Genomic DNA, 25,675 nt, shown 5'->3' on the forward strand with positions numbered 1-25,675 from the left:
TAAAATTTTATTGAACTTTTTAGAGACTGAAATTTTGAAATCATAATTGCATTTTAATATTTCAGTCTTTATTACGTTTAAAAATACTTTATAGTGTTTTGCCCTAATGACAATAAAGTATTTATCCAATTACATCTATAAATTTTTTTATCCACAAATCCCATAGACGCCATTCATGACCACCAACACACTCTTCATATACAATATCAACATCTAAAGATTCTGCATATTTTTTAAAGGTTTGGTTATTCTTATATAAAAAATCCCTATCACCACAAAATTGATAAATTTTGGGAATATCTTTATTACTCTCTTTAAGATTCTTAAGTATGTAAAGTAAATCATTCTCACTATTTCTAGCATCTTCTGGTTTTCCAAAGTCATGGAATAGAATATCAGCATTTGTTTCTATTTGCTGATTTTCCAACTCGTGAATCATATCAGGTGAACCAGAAAAACTTGCTACAGCTGAAAATTCATTTGGTTTTGAAAGTGCTAATTTTAAAGCTCCATATCCTCCCATAGACATCCCAGCTACAAAATTATCTTCTCTCTTATCTGATAAAGGAAATATAGCTCTAACAAATCTAGGTAGCTCTTCACTTACAAAGGTGAAATATTTATGTCCATACACCATATCTGTGTAAAAACTAGTTTCTACTCTTGGTATTACTAAAGCTATATTTTTACTTTTGGCATAATGTTCTACATTAGTGTATCTAATCCATGAACTTTGGTCATCTTCCAGCCCATGAAACAAGTACAATGTTTTAAACTTACCTTCAAAATCATATATTTCTTTACCAGTAAAAAGTTCTTTTCCATTTGCTACAGGTAAAACTACGATTATATCAGTTTCTCCTCCTGTATATTTTGATTTAAATTTACATTCTATAAATGCCACAAAAAACACCTCTTCTATAATGAATTTATTATCTAAAAAGCACCAAGATTTTAGCTGTCTCAGTGCTTTAAATATTTTATTAACTTATATATTTTTAACTACATATAATCAGAAGTATCTGTTGGTAATCCCTTTTTATCTAATTTACCCTCAATAACATCTTTAATTATAGAATAAATTACTGCAAATAGAGGGACTCCTATTACCATTCCAACAAAGCCTAATAATTTACCTGCAACCAACAATGAGAATAAAATCCAAAATGCAGATATCCCAATTGAGTCTCCAAGTATTTTAGGTCCTATAATATTTCCATCTATCTGTTGTATTATTAATATAATTAACAATAACCATAGTGCTTGTATTGGAGAAACAAACATTACTATTATTGTAGATGGTATTGCTCCAAATAGTGGTCCAAAGAATGGAATAATATTTGTAATACCAATTATTACTGATATTAATAATGCATATGGCATTTTTACTACTGTAAGTATTACAAATGTCAAAATACCTATAATAAATGAATCTAATATCTTACCACCTAAAAATCTACCAAATGTATAGTTACTTCTGTGAGTTAATTCTAGAATTTTAGCAGCTTGTGTTTCTGTAAAAAGTGCATAAGTTATTTTTTTACTTAATCCATAGAATTTTTCTTTATCAATTAGTAAATATACTGAAACAATCAATCCTAGTACAATATTCCATATGCTAGAAGCTATATTCTTCAACATGTTTCCTAATATTGGTATTAAGTCTGTTACAAATTTTATAATGTATGTGACAAATTCATTCCATTTATCTACTGCTAAATTAAAGTATTGTTCATCAAGATTTAAATCAGTCATTAATTTATCAAGAAGCTTAGTTGCGTTGTTTACATACATAGGTATATCATTTGCTAATCCAACAATACTCTCAATTACTTGAGGTAATACGAATTGCATAAATAAGTAAAGTATCAATGCAGCTGTTGCATATGTTAATAAAAGGCCTAATCCTCTTTTTGATTTTTGTTTTAGTTTTTTTAATTTTTCACTTTTGATAAAAAGCCTTTCTTCATAAAATTTCAGAATAAAATTCAGAAGATATGCAATAGCAAACCCTATTATAAATGGCTGCAATGTTGTAAACATAATATCTAAATTGTTAGAGAATACATCAATTTGTGATGATACAAGATAGAATATAATACTACAAGCAGCTATTATAAACGTATAAATTGCTATTGTCGTGTACTTTGTATTCCAATTAATTTTCATTTGTTCCTCCTTATTTCTATATAATTAAATTTTATCACAAAATTACTACTTTTATAACAAATATGCCAAATTAAAATTTTTAATTTGATAAAATATAATCAAAATATATATTTTTAATTTGATTTGTATTTTTTCTACAATATAGTTTACATCATTTTTTTAAGAATTTTAATTAATTTATCATTATATGGTGCATATCTAATAGGAATATCTAAATTTAATTTTTTTAATACACTTTTATAATGAGTAAATGTATCAAATCCTGCTTTACCATGATATGAGCCCATACCACTTTCACCAACACCCCCAAATGGTAAGTAATTAGTAGCTATATGGATAATTGTATCATTTACACAACATCCTCCTGCTGGAATCATTTCTAAAACTTTATTTTCCAGATACTTATTTTTTGTAAATATATAAAGAGCTAGTGGATTTGGTCTTTGTATAACTTCTTGTATAGCTTCTTCTAAACTTTTATATGTCAAAACAGGAAATACTGGTCCAAATATTTCCTCCTTCATTATATCATCATCCCAACTAACATCATCTATTATAGTTGGGTCTATTTTTAATGTATGGTTATTATAGTTACCACCATATACTACCTTTTCCATATCAATAAGGGATATTATACGTTTAAAATGTTTTTCATTTATGATTTTAGGAAATTGTTCATTATCACATGGATTCTCTCCAAAATACTGTTCAATATAATATTTTATTTTCTCTATTAATTCATCTTTTTTATTCTCATGTACTAAAATATAATCTGGAGCTACACAAGTTTGTCCTGCATTTATTAGTTTTCCCCATGTCAATCTTTTTGCAGTAAGATTTATATCTGCATCCTCTAATATAATACAAGGGCTTTTTCCTCCTAGCTCTAAAGTTATAGGAGTTAAATGCTTTGATGCTGCTTTCATAACTACTTTACCTACAGCAGTACTTCCTGTAAAAAATATATAATCGAATTTTTCTAAAAGTACTTTTTCGCTTTCTTCTTGGTCACCTTGAACTACTGCAATATATTCTTTTGAAAATATACTTTCAAGTATATCTTTAATTATATGTGAAGTTAATACAGAGTACTCAGAAAGTTTTATTATTGCACAATTTCCTGCTGCTAATGACCAAACTAATGGTATAAGAGCTAATTGAAATGGATAATTCCAAGGTGACATTATAAGTGTGACACCATAAGGTTGAGGAATAATCTTAGATATAGATGGAAAATTGACCATACTTGAACGAACTCTTTTCGTTTTGCTCCATTTTTTTATATTTTTTATAGCAAAATTCAACTCACTATATAAAATACCTACTTCTGTCATAAATCCTTCAAAATTTGATTTATTTAAATCCTGTTTTAATGCCACAAGTATTTTATCTTCATTTTGTAATATAGCTGACTTTAGCCTTTTTAACTGTCCTAAACGAAATGATACATCTCTTGTTTTACCTGTATTATAGTATTCCCTTTGCATCATTACTAGCTTATTTATATCCACTATTTAAAACCCCCTCTTTAAGAATTTAGACTACTCTATTTTTAAAACAAATTGTTTAAATTTCTATTAATATCATTTTTATACAATAATAAATTCTTATCAATATAACATAAATTTACAAATAAAAAAAGCCCCCCTTTTAGATGCAGGAGAACTGATAAAGAAATTGTATTTTTAAGAATTAATTACTCTATAAACTACAATATAGTTATAAGTTTGTGTTTTGAAGTTTATCCACATAATCAAGTATTGGATTTAGATACTTTTTATCACACCAATCAAAATCTTCTCCTAATAATAAAGGCGCTTCTATTGGATTAAAACCTTGACGTTGTTTTTTAGCTATTGACTTTTTAAGAAAACTACAAAGAGTAATATCAAGCCATGACATTTTTGTTTCATCCCATTCACCACGACAATAAAAGCAAGGAATATTATTCAACTTATCTTTAAAATTAACTTCTCTCAATTTTCTTATTACTGAATCATCATATGGAGATGCTCCTACACCAAAAACAATTAGATTTTTACCTGCTAATTTCTCATAATGCTTTTTAAAAAAAGAAATTCCTGCTATATTGCAAGCATAAAGACCTCCTCCTAAAATAATTGTATTGTAATCTCTAATCTTTTCTAGATTAATATCCTTAATTTCAAAAATATCACAATCTAATGATTCTGAAAGCCATTTAGCATATTTTTTTGTTGAACCATACTTACTTTTATAAATTATCACTGTATTTTTCATGTCAATTATCTCCTTAATATTGATAGTAGCTATAATTAGTAACTAGTTACCTTATATTATATTAATTAATTACTTTTATGTCAATAATCTTATTTTTTATTATATATAATAAAGCGGTATAGCTTAGATAGCTATACCGCTTTATACAAATTATAATTTATAATAATTTTACAACTTAACTCTAAATTAACTGCTTTAAGTAAATTCTAGATTACAATACCTTTTACAAAGTTTATTCTAAAACATACTTTTTATACTTGTTATATTCTATATTACTACATTCTACATCTAAAAGAGTTCCCTCTTCCATATATTCTGTATTTATGACACTTGTATTATTATTAAAATAAGAAGCTACATGCCCTTCACTGTACGGAATCAAAAGCTTACATCTTACATAATCTTTAAATATACTATCACAAATACATTTTATCATTTTGTCTATATTTATATTTTTTTTGGCTGAAACAAATATCCCTTCCTTGCCTATATCATCTACAATATCATTTAATAATTCTTCCTGAACTAAATCAATTTTATTGTAAACATTTATTATAGGGATATCATTTGCACCAATTTGCTTTAAAGTATCTTCTGTTACTTTAATATGATTTTTATAGCTTGGATTTGAAACATCAATAACATGTAATAACACATCTGCTTCGCATGCTTCTTCTAATGTTGACCTAAATGCTTTTACTAAATCATGTGGTAGATTACTTACAAATCCAACTGTATCAGACAATAAAAATTCTTTATTATCTGGAAGAACTATGTTTCTAATAGAAGTTTCTAATGTCGCAAATAGCATGTTTTTTTCAAATACTTTCTTTTCTTCAGAGTTTTTAAATATATCAACTAATTCATTCATTATTGAAGATTTTCCAGCATTTGTATATCCAACTAAAGCTACATTTGGAAGATTCGATTTTTTTCTCATATTTCTTTGAGTTTCTCGTTGGAATTTTAAATCATCTAATTCCCTGTTTAGAGAAGTTATCTTTTCTTCTATTCTTCTACGATCAAGCTCTAATTTCTTTTCACCAGAACCTCTATTTTTAGTACCTACTCCACCACTTTGACGCCCTAAATTTTCATTTGAGCCTATAAGTCTTGGTAACATATATCTTAAGCTTGCTACTTCCACTTGAAGCTTGGCTTCTCTAGTTTTTGCCCTTTGTGCAAATATATCAAGTATTAATGCTGTTCTATCTATAATTTCACAGTTAAATTTTTCTTCAAGGTTTTTAAGCTGTGATGTAGAAAGCTCATTATAAAATACAACTATATCCGCTTTTTCTTGCTCTATTAAATTTAATAATTCTTCAACTTTACCTGTACCAATATAATATGCTCTATTAACCTGCTTTGCATTTTGAGTTATACTTCCTACAACATCAATATTACATGCTAAACATAAGTTTTCAAGCTCAATCACTAGTTCATTAAAATCCTCAGATTTATTATTTATATTTAGTCCTACTATTATTCCTTTTTTTGCCATATCCATATTCTCCTTATATACTATTTTTTATTTAATATATAGCACGAGATTATGGCTCTATAATTAAATTCGTTAAGAATTTGCTTGTTTAATTTTATCCTTAAATTATACTTCTAATTTAATATTATAATAACCATAATCGTGCGTTATTTTCTTAATCTTATATAAAAAATCACTTTAAAACACCTCTCCTCAATTATATTATGTAGTTTTTTCAATAAAAAAACTCCTTATAAATCTAAGTAATACAAAACAAGCTACTTACATTATAAGAAGGATTAAAATTCTAAATATATATTAAAAATATGCCAATCTAGTTGACTAATATGTGATTATTATATTATATTTAACCCAATTCTTAAATTTAAGTAGTTTTTTACACAACTAATAAAAGTAACTAAAATACACAACTTTACATAATTGTTAACTATTAAAATTAAATTTTATTATTAATAAAATTTAAAGAATACGATTAAATATACATTTTGATAATCACCTCCAACATTTTCCTTACTATATATTATAACAAAATACATACTTTGTAAATACATAAAAAATAGATAAGATTATATCTTACAAAATATAATCTTATCTACCTAGTTTATTCTATATTTATCTCATAACGATACTAATATTTTAAAGTAAATTCTTACTACATTGCTTCGTCTTCTTCAAATTGAGAATTGTAAAGATTAGCATAGAATCCACCTTTCTTTAGAAGTTCCTCATGGTTTCCTTGTTCAACTATATCTCCTTCATTCATAACAAGAATCATATCAGCATCACGTATAGTTGATAATCTATGTGCTATAACAAAGCTTGTTCTACCTTCCATAAGATTATCCATAGCTTTTTGAATTAATACTTCTGTTCTAGTATCAACAGAACTTGTAGCTTCATCCAATATTAAGATTTTAGGGTCTGCTAAAATGGCACGAGCTATAGTCAATAATTGTTTTTGACCTTGAGAAACATTACTTGCTTCTTCATTTAATTTCATGTTATATCCATCTGGCAATGTTTTGATAAATCTATGAACATGTGCAGATTTAGCTGCTTCTATAACTTCTTCATCTGTAGCATTTAGTTTACCATATCTTATGTTTTCCATAATCGAGCCACTAAATAACCATGTATCTTGAAGAACCATACCAAACATTTCTCTAAGCTCACTACGATTGAAATCTTTAATATTATGACCATCAATTAGTATTGAACCACTATTAACATCATAAAATCTCATTAAAAGCTTAACTATAGTAGTTTTACCTGCTCCTGTAGGTCCAACAATAGCAACTTTTTGACCAGGTTTAACATTTACTGAGAAATCATTTATTATAGTCTTATTTGAATTATATCCAAAATTGACATTTTCAAAATCAATCTTACCTTCTAAACCATCTATTGAAACTGCATTTTCAACAACTTGGTCTTCTTCTTCCTCTTCTAAAAACTCAAATACTCTTTCAGAAGCTGCTGCTGTTGACTGTAGTAAGTTAGCAACCTGTGCAATCTGAGTCATTGGTTGTGTAAAGTTTCTTACATATTGTATAAATGACTGTATATCTCCAACCTCAATTGTCTTCTTGATTGCAAGCCAACCTCCTAAGATTGATACCATTACATACCCTAAGTTTCCAATAAACATCATAAGTGGTTGCATTATCCCTGACAAAAATTGAGATTTCCATGCTGAATTATACAAACTATCATTTAATTTATCAAATTCATTAATTGCTTCTTCTTCACGATTAAATGCTTTTACTATTGTTTGACCACTATAAGTTTCCTCAACTTGCCCATTTACATTCCCTAAATATTCTTGTTGAGATCTAAAGTATTTTTGTGATTTCTTTACTATTCTTGAAATTACAAACATTGATATTGGTAATATTAAAATTGCCACTAATGTCATAATACCACTTATAGATAGCATCATTATCAAAACACCTATCATAGTTGTTACTGATGTTATAAGTTGTGTCATACTTTGATTTAAACTTTGATTTAGAGTATCTATATCATTTGTAATTCTTGATAGTATTTCACCATGTGTTTTAGTGTCAAAATACTTCATTGGCAATCTATCTAGTTTTACTGAAATCTCTTGTCTTAAATTATAGGATACTTTTTGAGAAATTCCACTCATTATGAATCCTTGTATAAAAGAGAATAGTGCACTTACCAAGTAAAGGCAAAGTAATAATGCTAAAATTTTTCCAATTGCATCAAAATCTATACCTACATTGCCTCCAGAAACTTTGCTCACTAATCCTTCAAATATCTTTGTAGTTGCCTTACCTAAAATTTTTGGACCTACTATAGAAAACGATGCACTACCAATAGCAAATACAATTACCAAAATTATTGATATTTTAAATTTAGATAAGTATGCAATTAGTTTTCGCATGGTCCCTTTAAAGTCATTTGCTTTTTGTCCTGCTCCTATAGATTTTCCCATAGGACCTTTTCCCATTCTACTCATTAGCTAGCTCCTCCTTTGAAAGTTGTGATAAAGCTATTTGTTCATAAACTTCGCAATTTTTTAGAAGCTCTTTATGTGTTCCTATTCCAACTATTTTTCCTTCATTTAAAACAACTATTTGTTCTGCATGCAAGATGGTACTAATTCTTTGTGCAACTATTAATACTGTACTCTCAGCAGTTTGTGATTTTAAAGCTTTACGAAGAGCTGCATCAGTTTTTAAGTCAAGAGCCGAAAAACTATCATCAAATATATAAACTTCTGGATTTTTTGCTATTGCTCTTGCAATAGAAAGTCTTTGTTTTTGACCTCCAGAGACATTTGTTCCACCTTGAGAAATTTCAGTTTTAAAAGCTTCTGGTTTAGAATCAATGAATTCTGTAGCTTGAGCTATTTCAGCTGCAGCTCTCATTTCTTCATCTGTTGCGTCTTTTCTACCATATTTCAAGTTGGATTCTATAGTACCAGAGAACAATACTCCTTTTTGAGGTACATATCCAATTTTTTCTCTTAAATCATGTTGAGAAACATTTTTTATATTAACTCCACCAAATAATATTTCCCCCTCAGTAACATCAAAGAAACGAGGAATTAAATTTATAAGAGTAGACTTCCCACTACCAGTGCTTCCTATAAATGCAGTTGTTTCTCCTGGTTTTGCTGTAAAGGATATATCTGTCAATATAGCTTCTTCTGCATCTGGATACATGAATGAAACATTTTTGAATTCAACAAGACCTTTTTTATCTTCTTTAAATTCTTGTACTTTTGATTTTTCTGGGTCTTTGATACTTATATCTGATACCAATACTTCATCTATACGTGTAGCTGAAACAGACGCTCTTGGAAGCATAATAGATATCATTGATATCATCAAGAATGACATTATTATCTGCATTGTGTATTGTATAAATGCCATCATATCTCCAACTTGCATTGCTCCAGAATCAACACTATATGCACCTCTCCAAACTATAAGAACTGTAATAAGGTTCATTATAAGCATCATAGCAGGCATCATACATGTCATAACTCTATTTACAAAAAGATTTGTTTTAGTTAAATTTTTATTTGCTTCATCAAATCTTTTTTCTTCATGTTTTTCAGTACTAAAAGCTCTGATAACTGGAATACCTGTAATTATCTCACGACTTACTAAGTTTAACTTATCAACAAGCTTTTGAACCAATTTAAACTTAGGCATAACAACTGAGAATAATACAATTATTAAAGATAAAATAGCTACTACTGCAACTGCTATAATCCAAGCCATTGCAGTATTAGTATTTAAAACTTTTATTATTCCTCCTATAGCCATTATTGGAGCATAAAAAACTATTCTAAGTAGCATAACCATCAACATTTGTATCTGTTGAATATCATTTGTACTACGAGTGATTAGTGATGCTGTAGAAAACTCATTCATTTCACTATTTGAAAATGACATAACTTTTCTAAAAACTCCACTTCTTAAATTTCTTCCTACACTTGCTGCTACTCTTGCTGCTAAAAATCCAACTGTAATTGTAGCTACCATACTAATCATAGCTATACCAAGCATTTTTGCACCAGTAAGTAAGATATAATTATTTTGCATATTTTCTGTATCAATACCTATTTTTTCATATTCTGCTTTTACATATGATACTGAACTTTGTGTTATCATACTTTCTGGCATACTTTCAAAGCTTTTGCTCATCTCTTTAGTTAATTTGTCTAGTTGTTCTATTGGCATCATTGATAACACTTTAAATATATCAACTTCTCCACCTTGAGTCCCTTGTGTAGGAAGTTGACTCATTATCTGAGATTTCATTGCTTTTACTTCTTTACTATCTCCTTCAAGACCTGATACAATTAAAATAGATTTACCAAAAATACTATTTAACTCATCTATAGTATCTTTGTCTTTAGTATTTAACTCATAAAGAGATTCGTCTTTTAAATTTGGATACTTATCTTTATACTTGCTGTAATCTTCCTTATTCAGTAAAGTGTAATTATCTAATACTTTATCCTTATTATCTTTATCCATAAATAAAGTAATCTTATCTAGTTCACTTTTTCTAATTATAGATGGAACAGAGTTTTCTACTCCACCTTGCTGTATACCTATATTTACTATATTAGATGTATATTTTGGTAAAGAAAGGTCACATACTGCTTGAACTACCAATAAGCATACTATTACTACTATTGATAAGGCTGACTTCTTTAAATATTTAATTAATTTAAACATACACTTCTTCCCCTCTGTAATATTAATTAGTCTAATAGCATTAAATTGAAAAACATTGTTTTAAACCTTAAAAATATTTTTCATGCTCATGCTTATGACATCCTGCTTTCAAATTGTCTCTAACTTGCATTAGGAGTCTTCTAAGTACTATCTTTTCTTCTTCACTAAACCCTAAGAAGAATTCTCTTTCTAATTCTTTGTTAAATTCCTCTACTTTGTTACATACTTCTAGACCTTTATCTGTTAAAAAAATCCTAGAAATTCTTTGGTCCTTTTCATCTTGTTTTCTTTCTACAAGCCCAGCTTTTTCCATTCTCTTTACCATAACTGTAGTTGTAGATGCTTTTACTTTTCTTTTATCTGCTAATTCTTTTTGACTTTGGCCATTTTTCATCTTAAGAGAAAATAGTATTTGTGGCTGACCATGGTACAAACCTAATTTATCAAAATAAAAATGAGTTCTTATAAAATATATTCGCATCAATTGCAAAAAAACATCATTTAATTTTTCTTCAGAATTACTATTCATACTTACCCTCCTTATTTTTATATTACTTAGTCGGCTAATGATTATTTTACTATAACATATGCATTTTTTCAATATATTTATAAAAAATTCATATAAATTTCATTTATTAAATATTTTTTTATTAATTGATTATGATTTTAATAAATAATAGTAAGTTTTTTAATTAGCTAACTACTTATATTTTTCATTAAAAACCTTAAGATAAACCTTTTCATAAATTTATCAATAAAAAAAGTTGTCTCAAAATAAAATAAATTTTGAAACAACTTCTTATTTAATAATATATTACTTATATATTATAACAGTATATTATTTATCCTCATATCCATTTACAACAACATCTATTTTTCCAGTTTCTGGTGATATAATCAAACCATGCACAATAATTCCTTCTGGAATTAAAGGATGATTTTTTATTAAATTAATACTATCTTTTACAGAATCTTCTGCTGAATCAAATCCATGTAACCATTGTTTTGTATCAATTCCGGCACTACGAAGTGTAAGTATTACGTCATTTGATATTCCTCTATCTAAGATTTTATTTAGTAATTTATCTGTATCCACATTGCACATACCACATCCATGGTGTCCTACAACCATAACTTCATCCACATCAAATTCATAAATTGCAACTAAAATACTTCTCATAATACTTCCAAATGGATGCATTATAGTAGCACCTGCATTTTTTATCAGTTTAACATCTCCATTTTTAAGATTCATAGCTTTAGGTAAAAGTTCAGTTAATCTTGTATCCATACAAGATAAGACTACTATTTTTTTATTTGGATGTTTTGATGTTGCATACTGTTCATATTCTTTATTTTCCACAAATGATTTATTATACTCTAATATCTCTTCAAGTTTTCGCATATGTAATCTCACTCTCTATAAAAATTTTTTATATTATTATATCACTATTGGACTACAATATATACATAATATACATATATAATTTAATTTATATTTATCAATTATTTTTATAAAATTATTACTTTTCCATAATTTCACATATTAGTTATATTAATAATATTACCTACTAAATCTACAAAATCATATTTTATAGTACATCATCAACCTTCATCATATATAATCAATACTTTTAAATTAATTAATACTTTTATGTAATATGTGTAGTATTGAATTTAGTTCTTCAACTGATATTTGACCTGGTGCAGAAACCTTTTTAGCTGCTCCAAAAGTCAATGAAGAGCCAAATATTTCTCCACACAAACGACTTATAACTCCCATTCCTGCCATAGACATAGTTATTATTGGTCTATCTGCATAAACTTGAACCATTTCATTTGTAGCTGTAAGCAACACTAGAACATCTCTTTCATTTTGTGGCATAACAGCTATTTTAGGTAAGTCTGCTCCTAGTTTTTGCATTTTGCATAAACGACATATAATTTCTTCTTTTTTGGGAGTTTTATTAAAATCATGATTTGACATGACTACTTTTACTTCTTTTTTATGAGCAAACTCGACTATTTCATTTACAATTTCATCTCCCATAAATAGCTCTACATCTATTAAGTCTATTAATCCTGTATTAGAAATTTCCTTATTTAAAATAGTATAATAATCTTTTGATATTAATTTTTTTCCACCTTCTTTTATACTTCTAAATGTAAATAATAGAGGTATATCTGGTATATATTTTCTTAATTCGTTAAGGACCTCTTTAACTTGTTGAATATTTTCTACACTCTTAAAGAAATCAACACGCCATTCTACAACATCCAAACGAATTCCCTTTAAGTCATTAACTTCTTCAATAATTTCTTCTTTAGTTTTTCCAACTATTGGTACACAGATTTTAGGTATACCTTCTCCTATTCTAATATTTTTTACTTGTACTATATTTTTCATATTTCTCCTCCACAAATATAGAAGTTTTATCAGATTTTATATTCATTTTACTTCACAATATTATTATATCCTGAAACTCCTACGCCTAAAGGCGTGGGGTTCTTAGGTATTACATGAATTTCTACAATACTCTCAGTTATAATGAATCATAACCTACAACATATTATCACTAATCATATTCCCTAAGACTTTTATTAACAAAGTATCTGTCGACACCATTAACATTAGTGTTTTTAATTTAATATAGTGATTACTAAATATCCACTTATCTCTATTTCCTTGTTTTATAGTACCATTATCATTGAATTTATTAGGATTGGTTGCACGTTTACTTCTATCCATTTTTCGTTGAATTAATTTTAATTGCCTATATATATTATTAACATTAGGAGCTAACTCCAATAACTTAACATCACATTTACTAGATATAGCTATAGTTTGAGTTCCAATATCTATACCTACATTACCTAAACCAATTTGTCCTTTTATTTCTCCTTGATTAGTTGTTTTTTTAGGTTGACTTCCTTCTAAGACTAATTGTACATACCATTTAGTCTTACCTTTAATTTCTTTTTTAAGTATTCTACAATATTTTATTTTATCTTGAATTGCCCTTTGAGCATAGTTGTCATTGTTCTTTATTATTACTGGAATAGTCATTTTATTAAATTTAATAATACCATCTTTGTAACTAATACCAGTTGAATTTTGTTTCCCTTCTATTGATGTTAATTCATTATATCTAATATAATTAACCTGTTTAGCTTGATGATATATGTATTTACTAAAAGCATTAAAACATCTTGTGGCTATCTTCTGAGATATGGCAGAATGTAGTTTATAATATTTACAAATAGGTTTAACAAAATTATGAAGTGAATACTCTGTTAAATTATATTTTTTATTAATATCACTAAATATTCTATTTCTATGTTTGCCCTTATATTTACAATTTGCTTGATACTCCTTAGATTCTATCATATGATTATATCTTTTAAATAGCTCTGATAAACATGAATTATATACTTTTCTATACTTATCAAAAATATTACATATAATATCTTCTTGAAACTTTTCTGTTTTTAATTGCAATGTTAATATATAATTTGACATAGTGTTCACCTCACTTTCTAATATCTTGTTTTCTGATTTTCTACATATTTTTTAATAGTTTCACTACATACATTTTCTTCTGTAGATACAAAATAGCTTCTAGTCCATAAACTAGGCATTTTTGATAATTCAATAAATTCTTCTCTTAATATTTTACTTGTATAACCTTTTATATTTTGCATTATATCAGAAGGACTTAAAGTTGGAAGGCTATTTAAAAACATATGTGTATGGTCTTTATCACATTCGATTGCAATAATTTCAATATCCATCTCTTTACACTTATTTTTAACCAATGTTTTAAACCTATCTTCTAAGCCTTCTATATTAAATATTTTTCTTCTATATCTAGGGCAGAATACAAAATAATAATTAATTAAACTAACAGTTGTTTGAGTTCTTCTATATTTATTCTCCATATACTTATATTAACATTTTATGTGTATGTGTCAATACTTTTTATACACTATTTATGCTATCCATCCCACACCTAAAGGAGTGGGCTTTCCGCACTATTCTGTAATTTCAAATCCATTAATATATTTAAATTTTTAAGTGTTTAAAAAATTCAATACTATATATTTTTTTATAATCTATATAACCTTAAAGGTTAAATATACTTACATTTAATTTTTTTACACTCTTTCTTCTAATTTCATTATATTATTTAAGTATTATTAATATAATGCATATTATTCTTAATATTAATAGAATTAATCTATGAATTATGGTATAATTATGTAGAAATAACTCGAATTTCATTACTTATGAAGGGATTGAATATCAATGAACCTAAATCATTTGCATTACTTTAGAGTTTTAGCCAAAGTTGAACACTATACAAAAGCAGCTACACAATTGTCTATAACTCAACCAAGCTTAAGTCATGCTATATCTGCTCTTGAAAAAGAGCTGGGAACCTTTTTATTTGAAAAACAAGGAAGAAATGTTCGTTTGACTAAATATGGTAAGTTTTTTTTAACTTATGTTGATAAAGCATTGGGTGAATTAGAAAGAGGAGAAAAAAAGCTTAGAGAATATACCAGTATATCAAAAGGTGTTATAGACTTAGGATTTATTTATACATTGGGAGCTTACTTCATTCCAGATATACTTGGTAAGTTTTTAGAAAAAGAGTTAAATAAAAATATTTCATTTTCATTTGGCCAAGGTACCACTAAAAAGATTATCCAGGGTTTAAAAGATGAAAAGTTTGATTTAGCATTTTGCTCTTTTGTTCCAAATGAACCCAACATAGATTTTACAGCTATACTTCAGGAGGAATTGGTTGTAATAGTACCATATAGCCATCCTCTGGCCTCAAATGATAGTGTAGACTTAAAAGATACAAAGGATTACCCTTTTATATTCTTTAGTGAAGATAGTGGAGTTAGACCAATTATTGATAATCTCTTTGAAAAAGTTGATGTAAAGCCACAAATTATATGTGAAACAGAAGAAGATACAGCTGTTGCAGGTTTAGTTTCTATTAACTACGGTATAGCAGTCGTTCCCAATATTTTTGCTCTTAAATATTTTAATGTAAAGGTTTTATCAATAACAAATCCTATACATGAAAGATACATATATTTAGCTACAATGAAAAATAAATATTTAACTCCTGCTGTTAATAGTTTTAAAAACTTTATTATTAATTATAGTAAAAACAATAATCTAATTGATAAAATGGAATAAAAATACGTTAAAAAGGGATTGTTTCAAAGTAAATACTCTGTACAATCCCAGATATATTTTTAAATTTATTAAAGTTTATTAGAAATAATCTGAGAAATATGGATTTTCACGTTCAATAAGATTTTCTAATAAATCTGCTACTTCTTTATCACAAATAATTCTTTTTATTCTATGAAGATAAGTTGGTCTTTTGTAACTAATTAACATAGTTGTAAGTGTTTGTATGTCAAGTTTCAAGTCATACTTATCACCACCAGCAATTAACATACCTTTACCCTCTTTAGAAACATTTAGTGTAAACACTCCTGTATTCCAATCTAATAAAGGGTCTTCTAATTGAAAGACTAACTTTACTTCATTTTCCTGTTCTTTAAATGGATACTGGTTTATAAATTGTTCTATATCAACAATTCTACCCATAAAGTATGGTTTTATATTTTCTTCTATATCTCCATCTTCAAGTAAAAATGCCAATGGTTCATCTGTATATGTATTCCCAACCACTTTATTTATCATTGAAAAGTGAGCACTTATAAAATTCCATAATCCTGTACGTGCCTCTTCTTCTACAAATACCATTTCTTTAATATAGAATATTTCATCAGAAATCCAATATAACACATAACCTTGTGCTTCATGGTTTTTATCATAATAAATTGCACATGTTAAGTCATCTAAATCCCAACGCCAGTATTCTTCCCATGCTAACTCACTTCTAATCATAGACGCATGGCTCTTTTTAGAAAAGCGTTCATAAACATTTCTGACATCTTCGTGTTCTATACTTACACGCTCAACTTCTCCTGATACCACTTTAGGTTTTGGTAACTGAGTATCTTTAATTTCAAAAGATATCTTATCTGATATTATTTCCCATCCCTTACGACGATAATATGGAATTGAGTATGGAAATAAATAAGATATAGATTGTTTTCTTTCTCTCATATCTGTTAATGCTTGTCGCATCAATTTATCCATAAGACCTAAATTAGAATATTCTGGATATGTTCCAACACCAGTAAGACCACCCATATCGTATTCTTGACCAAATATATTGATTTTAAATGGATAAACAGCTATTTGAGATACTAATTTATCCTCATCAAACCAACCAAATACATCTGCTTGTCTTAATACAGGTAGTTTAGCAAGGGTTATTTCTCTTTCCTCCCAACCTACTTGTTGTAAATCATGGTTTGTCACTTGAAATACATAACGTAACAATTGATTGAATTGTTGTAAATGCTTAGTTTCTACTTTCTTCATTTCGAGTCTCTCTAGTCGACTCATAATAAAACCTCCTAAAAATAAATACATATAAATACTATCTATTTATATAATATAGATAATAAATTTACATAAATACTATATAAATATTTATATAAGCATAATTCTATCATACCCAATATATTCTAGTCAAATCACTATTGAAAATTAAAGTTTAATTCAATAATAACGTTATTTAACCTAATAAAAAATACTTTCTATTTAGTATATCTTAAATACTTGTAATTTTTTATCACTTTGATATAATCAAATAAATAGACAATTATCATAAAATACGACTTAGTTAAAAATATTTTATTGAAAATAAAATAATAAACTATAAATAAGTAATATGTAAGGAGTGATTCTATGAAGAGATGTATTGTAATAATGGGATAGTCAGGAAAATAACATAATATAAAGGAGAGATTTAAACATGACTATTCCAAATTCAGATAAAATATATCCAAGAAGTAATGATTGTCAAACTGTATATCTTAAAAATGTGATTACAAGAGACAATATAAAAGTTGGAGATTATACAATATATAACGACTTTTATAATGACCCAAGAGATTTTGAAAAAAATAATGTACTATATCAGTATCCTATAAACAATGACAAATTAATAATCGGAAAATTTTGTTCAATTGCATGTAAAGCAAAGTTTCTAATGACTAGTGGAAACCACACAATGAAATCACTCTCTACTTATACATTTCCAATCTTTTATGAAGACTGGGGTTTAGACATAAATCATATAACAGATGCTTGGGACAATAAGGGTGATATTGTAATTGGAAATGATGTATGGATAGGCTATGATGCTGTAATTATGTCAGGTGTAAAAATTGGTGATGGTGCAATTATTGGAACAAGAGCTGTAGTTACTAATGATGTCCCTCCATATTCTATTGTTGGAGGAATACCTGCAAAAATTATAAAGAAAAGATTTAACGATGATATAATTTCAAAATTATTAAAAATTAAGTGGTGGGATTGGTCATATGAAAAAATCCAATCAAATATTCAACATATTCAATCAGGAGCTATTGATAAATTAGTTTAATATTTTATGACTAATTTATCTTAAAACGAGATTTAAGGGAAATCTTTTTAGGAATTCCCTTAAATCTACTATATTACCAATAGTACTCTTTGATATAGTTAAAATTAAAAATAGTACTAAAGTTATAAAACAAAGATGAATTAACTTTTCTAAGATTACTTTATTTTTATTATTTATTCTCTACAAAAGATTTGACTTTTCTAAAATTGTCTTTTTTATCTATTATCATAGAAGATTTAACTTTTCTAAAGTTGTTATTATATTTCTTCCTTCTCTAACTCCATCTATTATTCTTCTAGCTATTTTACTATCTCCTATATTTATAACTTCCACATTTTTAGATTCAAAATGTTTCTTTAAATCATTCAAAATTGGATTATTAGATTTCATTCCTAAACATATAAATCCATAATCAAAATCTAGCAATAACTCTTCTTTATCCTTCTTAACTTTAAAATTATCATCCTCAACTTCCAATAATGCTGTATTTGTATAAACATCAACATTATAATCTTTTAACATCTTCATCATTGTAACCTTTGTTATAGGGTCTAAATCTTTTCCTACCACTGGTAACATCTCAACTATAGAAGTTCTAGCCTTATTTTCCGAGAAAAATTCTACAACATCTAATCCAACAGCTCCACCACCCACAACTACTACTTTCTTATTTTCTAAGTCTTTTGTTTGAAAATCTTCTATATCATTAAATAGCCTAAATATTGAACTCACCTTTCCATTTTCTTGGTCTATCCTATCCAACAAACCAGTTATTGGTGGAAGTAATGGTTTTGAACCTGTAGCATTTATAATTATATCGGGTTTTAAATTTTCTATAAATTTAATATCAGCTTTTGTATTTTTAAAAACAATTAAATTTTTTAATTTTTTAACTCTCTGTTTTAAATACTTTGGAAAATCATTTATTCTACTTTTATCTGGAAAAGTTGATATTGTCTCAGCAAGCCCTCCTATATCTGCTTTTTCTTCTAATAAAAATACATTACATCCCACCTCTGCTGCTGTGGCTGCTGCTTCAAGACCAGCCGTTCCTCCACCTACAACAACTACATTTGTTGTCTTATTTACTTTTCTCTGTTTATATTCTTCTCCATTTATTAAGTCTGGATTTACTGTACATCTTATAGGTCTATTTGCTCCAATTCTATTACCTGCACATCCTATATTGCATGAAATACACTTTCTTATTGAATCTTCTTTTCCATTTTGCACTTTTTCAACCCAATTAGGGTCAGCTATAAGCCCTCTTCCCATACCTATAAAATCCGCTTCATTATTTTTAAGTATTTTTGATGCTATTTCTGGGTTTCTTATATTTCCAGTTATTATTGTTGCTTTTCCAAATCTTTTTTTAACTGCTTTAGACATATATGAACGCCACCCATCTTCTAATGTCATTGTATCGATTTGAAATTGTATAGAATCATTTAATGCTGCTGATACATTATATATATCTACTTCTTCATTTAAATATTCAAGAAGCTTTAAGGTATCATCTAAAGTATTTCCTCCTTCTATAAATTCATCAGCACTTACCCTTAAAGATATAGGAAATAATGCTCCCACTTCGTCTCTAACTTTATCAATTACTAGTTTTGCAAATCTCGCTCTGTTTTCAAAACTTCCACCAAATTCATCTGTACGCTTATTGTAAATTGGGGATAAAAATTGACTTATTAGATATGAGTGCCCAGCGTGTATCTCTACAGCATCAAAACCAGCTATTTGAGCTCTTTTTGCTGCCTTACCATATTTTTTAGCTATATTTAGTATTTCTTCTTTCTTTAATTCTCTGGGTATTGTTCCTCCATTTTTTGAAGGTATATTAGAAGAAGATACTGGAGTTAATCCATTTATTCTCTCTGGCATAGCTGAAGCACCTGAATGATTAATTTGTATAGCTACACATGCACCATGTTTATGTAAATTCTCAGTTAACTTATATAAGGCAGGTATGTATCTGTCATGGTCTATTCTTATTTGTGTAGTTCCATTAGAACCTAAAGGAAAATCTACACAAGCATTTTCTACAATTATAAGTCCAGTTCCACCTTTAGCTCTTTGTTCATAATATTTAATGTGCTCATCTTTAAATTCTCCACTTTCTCCACCAAAGTTTGTTCCCATCGGTGGCATAACTATTCTATTTTTTACATTCATCCTTTTTATAGTTAATGGTTCAAAGATATTTTGATATATTTTCATTTCTATTCCTCCACACGTTTTTATGTTTATAGTTTTTGTAATTTAAATTTATGTCTCTATTATAATGCGTGGAAATCTATTAATCCAGTGCATATTTTTATCATTATTGATAGATTTTTTCTATGATTTCATAATTATATTCCTTAACAAAAAAGGAGCTGTCTCAAAATAGAGATAAGCCTCCTTTTCATTGTTGAAATGATGAAAATATATTTGATTTCATACAAAAAAGAGTGCCTCATGAACTAAAAAGTTCATTCTGAGACACCCCACTTAAAATCTAGATAATTTAAATATTTTACATCTATACATATATATTAATGATATTTAAATTTTACAGTCTTCTATATTCTTCTCTTTTTAATTTTAAGTTACTTAGATAATAATCTATCTCATCAATCAGACGTTGTTTATCCTCAGGTAATATTCCTTTTAAGTTAACATAATTTGACGCATGATTACTTCTAAATACAACTTTTTCATTGGTATCTATATTTTTTATCATTTCTTTAATTTCTTGTAGCACAGCCTTATCTTCCAATACTTTAAATTCACCAGATTGAAGTAAATCGTAAAGTTCAGTATTAGGTTCTACCATTAAACTCAATACACCTACATAATCTGGGGAAATTGCTCCTAACATTTTTCCTGTATCAACTCCATGTTGATGTGTTTTTTTAGTTCCTCCAAGACCTGCTATTACAGTAGCTGATAATTTAATACCATTTTTCTTAACTTTTCTACCAACTTTTATCAGTTGTTCGCTATTAAATCCTTTTTTAATATCTTCTAATACCTCATCATTTCCACTTTCAAGTCCTAGATAAATCATCTTAACACCAAGTTCTTTTAACTCTTTAAGTTCATCATCAGTTTTTTTCTCTATAGACTTAGGAGAGCCATATAGAGTAATTCTTTCACACTCTGGAAAAACTTCTTTTATATATAATATTATATCTCTTAATTTTTCCATTGGTATTATCAATGCATCTCCATCTGCTAAAAATATTCTGTCTACATTTTTATAATGTCTTCTAAATATATCAATTTCATTTTTTATTACTTCTAATGGTTTTATTTTAAATTTCTTTGATTTGTACATGCTACAAAATGTACATTTATTATGAGAACATCCTAGTGTGACTTGTATTATAAGACTATAAGCCTCACTTGGTGGTCTATAAAGTGGCATATCATATTCCATATTAAAATCCCCCTTGTAATCCAATCTTAGTTTTATTATATTAATAATATCTACTTAAAATAATACTTTATATATATTATAAACTTCAAGCTTTTGTTTAAGATATATTATTTAAAAATTTAATAATACTATTTGCAGTAATCTTAAGCTGTTTTTCTTGACTTATAATAGCATCATTGTCGCCCTTTTGTTTTCCATAATCTCCAAATTGTGCATGATTTCCCCCTTCAATTTCAACATAAGTTGTATCATCAGGAAGTTTTTCTTTTGCTTCTATAAGGTTTTTAAAGTTAACTACTCCATCTTTACTTCCCCATATAGATATAACCTTTTTGCCTAACTGTCTTAGTTCATTGCCCATTGGATAAGAAGATAAAAACACAACTCCATCAATTAATTTATTGTCACGTGCAAAATTAGATGCAACAACTCCGCCTAATGAGTGCCCTCCCATTACCCAATGTTCTATGTTACTGTAAGAATCCATAACTTTCTGTGCTTTATTAGTTCCAAGTATAGCTAGATTAAGTGGCATTTTTACAATTACCACTTCATATCCACTTTCTGCTATTTTTCTTGCAAGTGGTGCATATGATTCAATTTCTACTTTAGCTCCTGGATAAAAAATTAGACCTTTAGAAACTTTTCTACCCTTAGGTGTAAATGAAATATTTTCATTTATGGTTACCTCGACTTTACTATTACTAACTAGTGCTTCTTTTGCTAGTTTTTGAGGTTCATATGTTTTGTTTATCCATATGAAAAAACTAAGCAGAATCAATACAAACAGTATACCTATTCCCATGAATATTTTCTTTTTTATATTAAATTTTCTATTATCATTTTTATCATCTTCGTTTTCAACCTCATCATAAAGTAAAGGTCTTTCAAGTTCCATAGTTATACTAAATGTATCATATTTCTTATCGCGCTTTACCTTTACATCTTTACTCATAAATCTAACCCCCATAATATTTGAATACTATTATAGTTTATCCTAAGTAAATTGTTTTTTCAACTAATGAAAAAAATCAATATTTTAACCTTTTTCACACAAAATTCATAACTATATGTTTTTTGTTTTTAATATACTATTTTCTTTTAACATTGTATAAAAGAAAAAGTCATATACTTTGCTTTAAAGCTATGACTTATTATATAATTTAATTAGATTAGAAAATTATGCAACTTCTTGCACTAACATTTTACTGGTATTACTTATTCTATACATCTCTTTTACACCATTTAAAGTTTGAAGTAAATTGAGACAAATTATTTTATCGCCCAAGCTTACTGTATTTTCAATACTATCTAAAATTACACTTCTTCCTTCATCATATTTATCAGCATCATAATTTGAAATATAACTAGTATCTCTCAATATTCTTTCTACATCTTCATCTCTAATATTATTCTTTTTGACATTTATATATAAATTGTACATATTACTTATTAGTAATTGTTGATTTTCTAAGAAATCATCTTGACGTTCATCTTTGTATATAGTATTTATCAACATAAGTCTATCTTCAATAAGTGATGGCACTAATAATAGATTCTTTATATAATGAACATTGGTTGAGTTTTCAATAGATTTATTAACTTCATTAATTATATTTTTAACTATACCTTTATACACATCTATAACATGCTGATACCCCATTTTTGCATCATATGGTAAAACAAATTTATTTATTATTAATGCAATAATTGCACCTAATACCACATATGAAATTCTACTCATAGTTAAAACATTAGGGTCTCCCATAACTGCTGCGGAACCAAGAGCTGAAACAGTTACACACACTATCAATTTTCTATAATCAACTACATATGAGTTTATGTATCCTGCTAAAAGTACTATTAATGACCTTAATGTGTTATCTTTTATTATTGAAAATGAAACAATAAATATTACCGCTCCTACTAGTGTACCTTCTATTCTTTTTCTGGATTTCTGCAAACAATTCTCTGCATAAGGTTGTGTTAATGAAAATACAGTTAACATTATCCATCTTCCATCTTTTAAGTGAAAATAATCCATAATAAAACCTGATATTGCTGTAGCCAAAGCGATTTTTATTGCATAAGAAAATCTTATAGATTTTAAATTAAAATGTTGCTTATATATTGATATTCTTTTAAACTCATGTGGTATCTTTATTTTTCTTTCAGCTCTTTTTTCCTCTTTTGATTTTACCTTTTTGTATTCTAATAAAAATTCATATAGATTTTCTAAAACACTGTAAATTTCTTTCAAATTTATATTTTTAGTATCTTGAGCGATAACATAATCTCTAAATCCAAGTATTTCTTTATCAGTTATATTATCTTTATTTTCTAAGCACATCTTGATATAATTTACTTCTTTAGATACTACAACTAAAACATCTTCTTTACAATTTGTACTACTTTCTTCTAGAATATTTTTTATGTCTTCATCCTCAAATTCCTTAGTATCTGCTTTATATCTATCTAAGATTAAACTTATTCTTTCTAATGAAAATAAGATATTTATTATATCCATTCCTTTAATACTAATAAAAAAGTCATCTTTTCTATTATCAAATATAACCATTTTAAGACCTTTTGATATAGAATTTATTGTGTAATTACAACTATCTATTTTTCTCATATTAGACTTACTTACAGAATTATCATTGTTCATAATATTTTTTAAAAGATTTATTTTTTCCAACAACTCATCACATATAGATATTAATTCTTTGTCACCAATTTTTTTCATTCTATTTCTATTCATAACAAATTGAGCAATCATTATGACAAGTGAACCACTCGCTAAAGCTGATAATCTTATAGGAAATTCACTTAATCCTACAGGTATACTTATCATAAATATATACATAAGACCAAAAGGTACATATACAGCCCTTTTCAAGTCATAACTAAATAAATATCCTATTATAAATAATGCTATAAAATTTAATAAAATTCCTAAATACATATTTTGTACTGCAAAAAACGATAATACTCCTAATGTTACATTTATTATCAAGTACTTTAGTAAATTTTTAATTGGAGAAATAGTTAAATCTCTTTCCAAAAGCATTAGCATAGCTGTTACTATAGCCACACCTATAAGTGTATTTTTACTTCCAAATAGAGCTATAAATGCAGATATAAATGCTATTATAAAAATAAACAATTTAGTTTTTGATATTATTAATTTTTTTGTCATCAAATACCTCCTTCAAAATTTCAACAAAGTCAATTTTATCACACTTATTATTGTATTCAAAATCATCTTTTCTACGTGAGGCTTCTAACTTTTTATTTATAATACTAATTTTAATTCATAATTTAACGAACTTTATAATCACATACATCATATATATTCATATGCCATCATACTTTTTTTCTTTCAAATATTTTTTTAAAAATTAAAAACAACGCTCTCAATAATACGATATTTGTACTTATTGAGAGCGTTATAAGATTTATTTAGCAAACTTGTTTAATTTTTTCTTTACCTAGTATATAAGTACCAAGTCCCATAAATAAAGCTCCTCCAACAATGTTTCCAAGTGTTACAGCTACTAAATTATAAATAGCTCCTCCAATACTAACTGTTTGAATTGTTGGAGAAAATAATGAAACACTATAGATTGTCATATTTGCCACACTATGTTCAAACCCTGTTGTTATGAAAGCAAATAAACATAGGAATATCATAATTATTTTTGCACTATCGTTATTAGTTCTAAATGAACATAAAACTGAGACACAAACTAAAATATTACACAAAACTCCTCTAAAGAAAAGAGACATAAACGGCATAGATGCTTTGGCTGCTGCTGTAGTTGCAAAAAATTCTGCTACAGGACCTTTATCTACTAAACCAGTTCCTACAAACATTATACCTAAAATCAAAGCTCCTATTAAATTTCCTACCCAACTGACGTATAAACTCTATAAATTTATATAAATACTTTATATTTTTTATAGTTTTATTTCCTTTTTCATCCTGCTCTATTTTGAGATTCATAAGAATATCTACTTTAGTTTAATATAGCAGTCC

Annotated in this window: 19 protein-coding genes and 1 pseudogene; 2 read left to right on the forward strand and 18 right to left on the reverse strand. The window is 27.2% G+C overall.

All coding sequences use genetic code 11. The features are described 5' to 3' along the window. Positions 1–121: 121 nt before the first annotated feature. From KGF48_RS15905 to tnpA, 12 genes are all read right to left on the reverse strand, one after another. Positions 122–904 (reverse strand): alpha/beta hydrolase, encoded by a 783-nt coding sequence (locus tag KGF48_RS15905; protein ID WP_227840922.1) that lies wholly within the window; start codon positions 902–904, stop codon positions 122–124. 98 nt (positions 905–1,002) lie between these two features. Beyond that, positions 1,003–2,169, reverse strand: coding sequence for an AI-2E family transporter (locus KGF48_RS15910; protein WP_227828831.1), 1,167 nt, complete (start codon positions 2,167–2,169; stop codon positions 1,003–1,005). A gap of 146 nt (positions 2,170–2,315) precedes the next feature. Further along, on the reverse strand, positions 2,316–3,680 hold the full coding sequence (locus KGF48_RS15915) for an aldehyde dehydrogenase (protein ID WP_227868236.1): 1,365 nt from the start codon (positions 3,678–3,680) through the stop codon (positions 2,316–2,318). 208 nt (positions 3,681–3,888) lie between these two features. After that, positions 3,889–4,428, reverse strand: a complete 540-nt coding sequence (locus tag KGF48_RS15920) for a flavodoxin domain-containing protein (protein WP_227861468.1) — start codon at positions 4,426–4,428, stop codon at positions 3,889–3,891. Positions 4,429–4,660: 232 nt separating this feature from the next. Continuing rightward, entirely contained in the window at positions 4,661–5,932 is a 1,272-nt protein-coding gene (gene hflX / locus KGF48_RS15925; protein WP_413840276.1) for a GTPase HflX, read from the reverse strand. Between the two features lie 652 nt (positions 5,933–6,584). Then, positions 6,585–8,417 carry an ABC transporter ATP-binding protein gene (locus KGF48_RS15930; protein ID WP_227434881.1) on the reverse strand — a complete coding sequence of 611 codons (1,833 nt, stop codon included), beginning with the start codon at positions 8,415–8,417 and terminating at the stop codon, positions 6,585–6,587. Further along, entirely contained in the window at positions 8,410–10,656 is a 2,247-nt protein-coding gene (locus tag KGF48_RS15935) for an ABC transporter ATP-binding protein (RefSeq protein ID WP_227868237.1), read from the reverse strand. The genes KGF48_RS15930 and KGF48_RS15935 overlap by 8 nt, the downstream gene beginning before the upstream one ends. Positions 10,657–10,723: 67 nt before the next feature. Beyond that, the gene (locus KGF48_RS15940) at positions 10,724–11,185 is read right to left on the reverse strand and encodes a MarR family winged helix-turn-helix transcriptional regulator (protein ID WP_227841331.1); all 462 of its coding nucleotides are present in this window, start codon (positions 11,183–11,185) and stop codon (positions 10,724–10,726) included. A gap of 309 nt (positions 11,186–11,494) precedes the next feature. Then, a complete protein-coding gene (locus tag KGF48_RS15945) occupies positions 11,495–12,061 on the reverse strand; it encodes a beta-class carbonic anhydrase (protein ID WP_227828837.1) in 567 nt (188 codons plus the stop codon). Positions 12,062–12,295: 234 nt separating this feature from the next. Next, entirely contained in the window at positions 12,296–13,063 is a 768-nt protein-coding gene (gene aroD, locus KGF48_RS15950; RefSeq protein WP_227868238.1) for a type I 3-dehydroquinate dehydratase, read from the reverse strand. Positions 13,064–13,216: 153 nt separating this feature from the next. Next, positions 13,217–14,176: a hypothetical protein gene (locus tag KGF48_RS15955; RefSeq protein WP_227868239.1), complete on the reverse strand. Its 960-nt coding sequence runs from the start codon at positions 14,174–14,176 to the stop codon at positions 13,217–13,219. A 17-nt stretch (positions 14,177–14,193) separates the two neighbouring features. Next, positions 14,194–14,595 (reverse strand): IS200/IS605 family transposase, encoded by a 402-nt coding sequence (tnpA, locus tag KGF48_RS15960; RefSeq protein ID WP_227868240.1) that lies wholly within the window; start codon positions 14,593–14,595, stop codon positions 14,194–14,196. 367 nt (positions 14,596–14,962) lie between these two features. Here tnpA and KGF48_RS15965 point away from each other — a divergent pair, with 367 nt between their 5' ends. After that, entirely contained in the window at positions 14,963–15,871 is a 909-nt protein-coding gene (locus tag KGF48_RS15965; protein ID WP_227841057.1) for a LysR family transcriptional regulator, read from the forward strand. Positions 15,872–15,949: 78 nt separating this feature from the next. Here the strand turns inward: KGF48_RS15965 and eis are convergent, their stop codons facing one another. Beyond that, positions 15,950–17,161 (reverse strand): GNAT family N-acetyltransferase, encoded by a 1,212-nt coding sequence (gene eis, locus KGF48_RS15970; protein WP_227868241.1) that lies wholly within the window; start codon positions 17,159–17,161, stop codon positions 15,950–15,952. Positions 17,162–17,573: 412 nt separating this feature from the next. On the opposite strand from eis, the gene KGF48_RS15975 reads away from it, so the two are divergent. Next, complete coding sequence (locus KGF48_RS15975) at positions 17,574–18,206, forward strand: CatB-related O-acetyltransferase (RefSeq protein WP_227828841.1); 633 nt, start codon at positions 17,574–17,576, stop codon at positions 18,204–18,206. A gap of 225 nt (positions 18,207–18,431) precedes the next feature. Here the strand turns inward: KGF48_RS15975 and KGF48_RS15980 are convergent, their stop codons facing one another. From KGF48_RS15980 to KGF48_RS16000, 5 genes and pseudogenes are all read right to left on the reverse strand, one after another. Next, positions 18,432–20,432, reverse strand: coding sequence for an FAD-dependent oxidoreductase (locus KGF48_RS15980; protein ID WP_227868242.1), 2,001 nt, complete (start codon positions 20,430–20,432; stop codon positions 18,432–18,434). A gap of 334 nt (positions 20,433–20,766) precedes the next feature. Further along, positions 20,767–21,636: a radical SAM protein gene (locus tag KGF48_RS15985; RefSeq protein ID WP_227841054.1), complete on the reverse strand. Its 870-nt coding sequence runs from the start codon at positions 21,634–21,636 to the stop codon at positions 20,767–20,769. A gap of 97 nt (positions 21,637–21,733) precedes the next feature. After that, a complete protein-coding gene (locus tag KGF48_RS15990; RefSeq protein WP_227841053.1) occupies positions 21,734–22,591 on the reverse strand; it encodes an alpha/beta hydrolase in 858 nt (285 codons plus the stop codon). 225 nt (positions 22,592–22,816) lie between these two features. Continuing rightward, positions 22,817–24,835 (reverse strand): FUSC family protein, encoded by a 2,019-nt coding sequence (locus tag KGF48_RS15995; RefSeq protein ID WP_227868243.1) that lies wholly within the window; start codon positions 24,833–24,835, stop codon positions 22,817–22,819. Positions 24,836–25,098: 263 nt separating this feature from the next. Beyond that, a pseudogene (locus KGF48_RS16000) lies at positions 25,099–25,551 on the reverse strand (formate/nitrite transporter family protein); the annotation flags it as partial. Between the last annotated feature and the right edge of the window lie 124 nt (positions 25,552–25,675).

The sequence above is a fragment of the Clostridioides sp. ZZV15-6388 genome, assembly GCF_020657755.1.
Lineage (GTDB): Bacteria > Bacillota > Clostridia > Peptostreptococcales > Peptostreptococcaceae > Clostridioides.

Excerpts from the sequence above, each read along its gene's own strand:
- KGF48_RS15920 (WP_227861468.1), bottom strand. The coding sequence starts at position 4,428 with ATGAAAAATACAGTGATAATTTATAAAAGTAAGTATGGTTCAACAAAA.
- KGF48_RS15940 (WP_227841331.1), bottom strand. The coding sequence starts at position 11,185 with ATGAATAGTAATTCTGAAGAAAAATTAAATGATGTTTTTTTGCAATTG.
- KGF48_RS15930 (WP_227434881.1), bottom strand. The coding sequence starts at position 8,417 with ATGAGTAGAATGGGAAAAGGTCCTATGGGAAAATCTATAGGAGCAGGA.
- KGF48_RS15990 (WP_227841053.1), bottom strand. The coding sequence starts at position 22,591 with ATGAGTAAAGATGTAAAGGTAAAGCGCGATAAGAAATATGATACATTT.
- KGF48_RS15995 (WP_227868243.1), bottom strand. The coding sequence starts at position 24,835 with ATGACAAAAAAATTAATAATATCAAAAACTAAATTGTTTATTTTTATA.
- hflX (WP_413840276.1), bottom strand. The coding sequence starts at position 5,932 with ATGGCAAAAAAAGGAATAATAGTAGGACTAAATATAAATAATAAATCT.
- tnpA (WP_227868240.1), bottom strand. The coding sequence starts at position 14,595 with ATGGAGAATAAATATAGAAGAACTCAAACAACTGTTAGTTTAATTAAT.
- KGF48_RS15980 (WP_227868242.1), bottom strand. The coding sequence starts at position 20,432 with ATGAAAATATATCAAAATATCTTTGAACCATTAACTATAAAAAGGATG.
- KGF48_RS15945 (WP_227828837.1), bottom strand. The coding sequence starts at position 12,061 with ATGCGAAAACTTGAAGAGATATTAGAGTATAATAAATCATTTGTGGAA.
- KGF48_RS15935 (WP_227868237.1), bottom strand. The coding sequence starts at position 10,656 with ATGTTTAAATTAATTAAATATTTAAAGAAGTCAGCCTTATCAATAGTA.
- KGF48_RS15965 (WP_227841057.1), top strand. The coding sequence starts at position 14,963 with ATGAACCTAAATCATTTGCATTACTTTAGAGTTTTAGCCAAAGTTGAA.
- eis (WP_227868241.1), bottom strand. The coding sequence starts at position 17,161 with ATGAGTCGACTAGAGAGACTCGAAATGAAGAAAGTAGAAACTAAGCAT.
- KGF48_RS15985 (WP_227841054.1), bottom strand. The coding sequence starts at position 21,636 with ATGGAATATGATATGCCACTTTATAGACCACCAAGTGAGGCTTATAGT.
- KGF48_RS15910 (WP_227828831.1), bottom strand. The coding sequence starts at position 2,169 with ATGAAAATTAATTGGAATACAAAGTACACGACAATAGCAATTTATACG.
- KGF48_RS15955 (WP_227868239.1), bottom strand. The coding sequence starts at position 14,176 with ATGTCAAATTATATATTAACATTGCAATTAAAAACAGAAAAGTTTCAA.
- KGF48_RS15975 (WP_227828841.1), top strand. The coding sequence starts at position 17,574 with ATGACTATTCCAAATTCAGATAAAATATATCCAAGAAGTAATGATTGT.
- aroD (WP_227868238.1), bottom strand. The coding sequence starts at position 13,063 with ATGAAAAATATAGTACAAGTAAAAAATATTAGAATAGGAGAAGGTATA.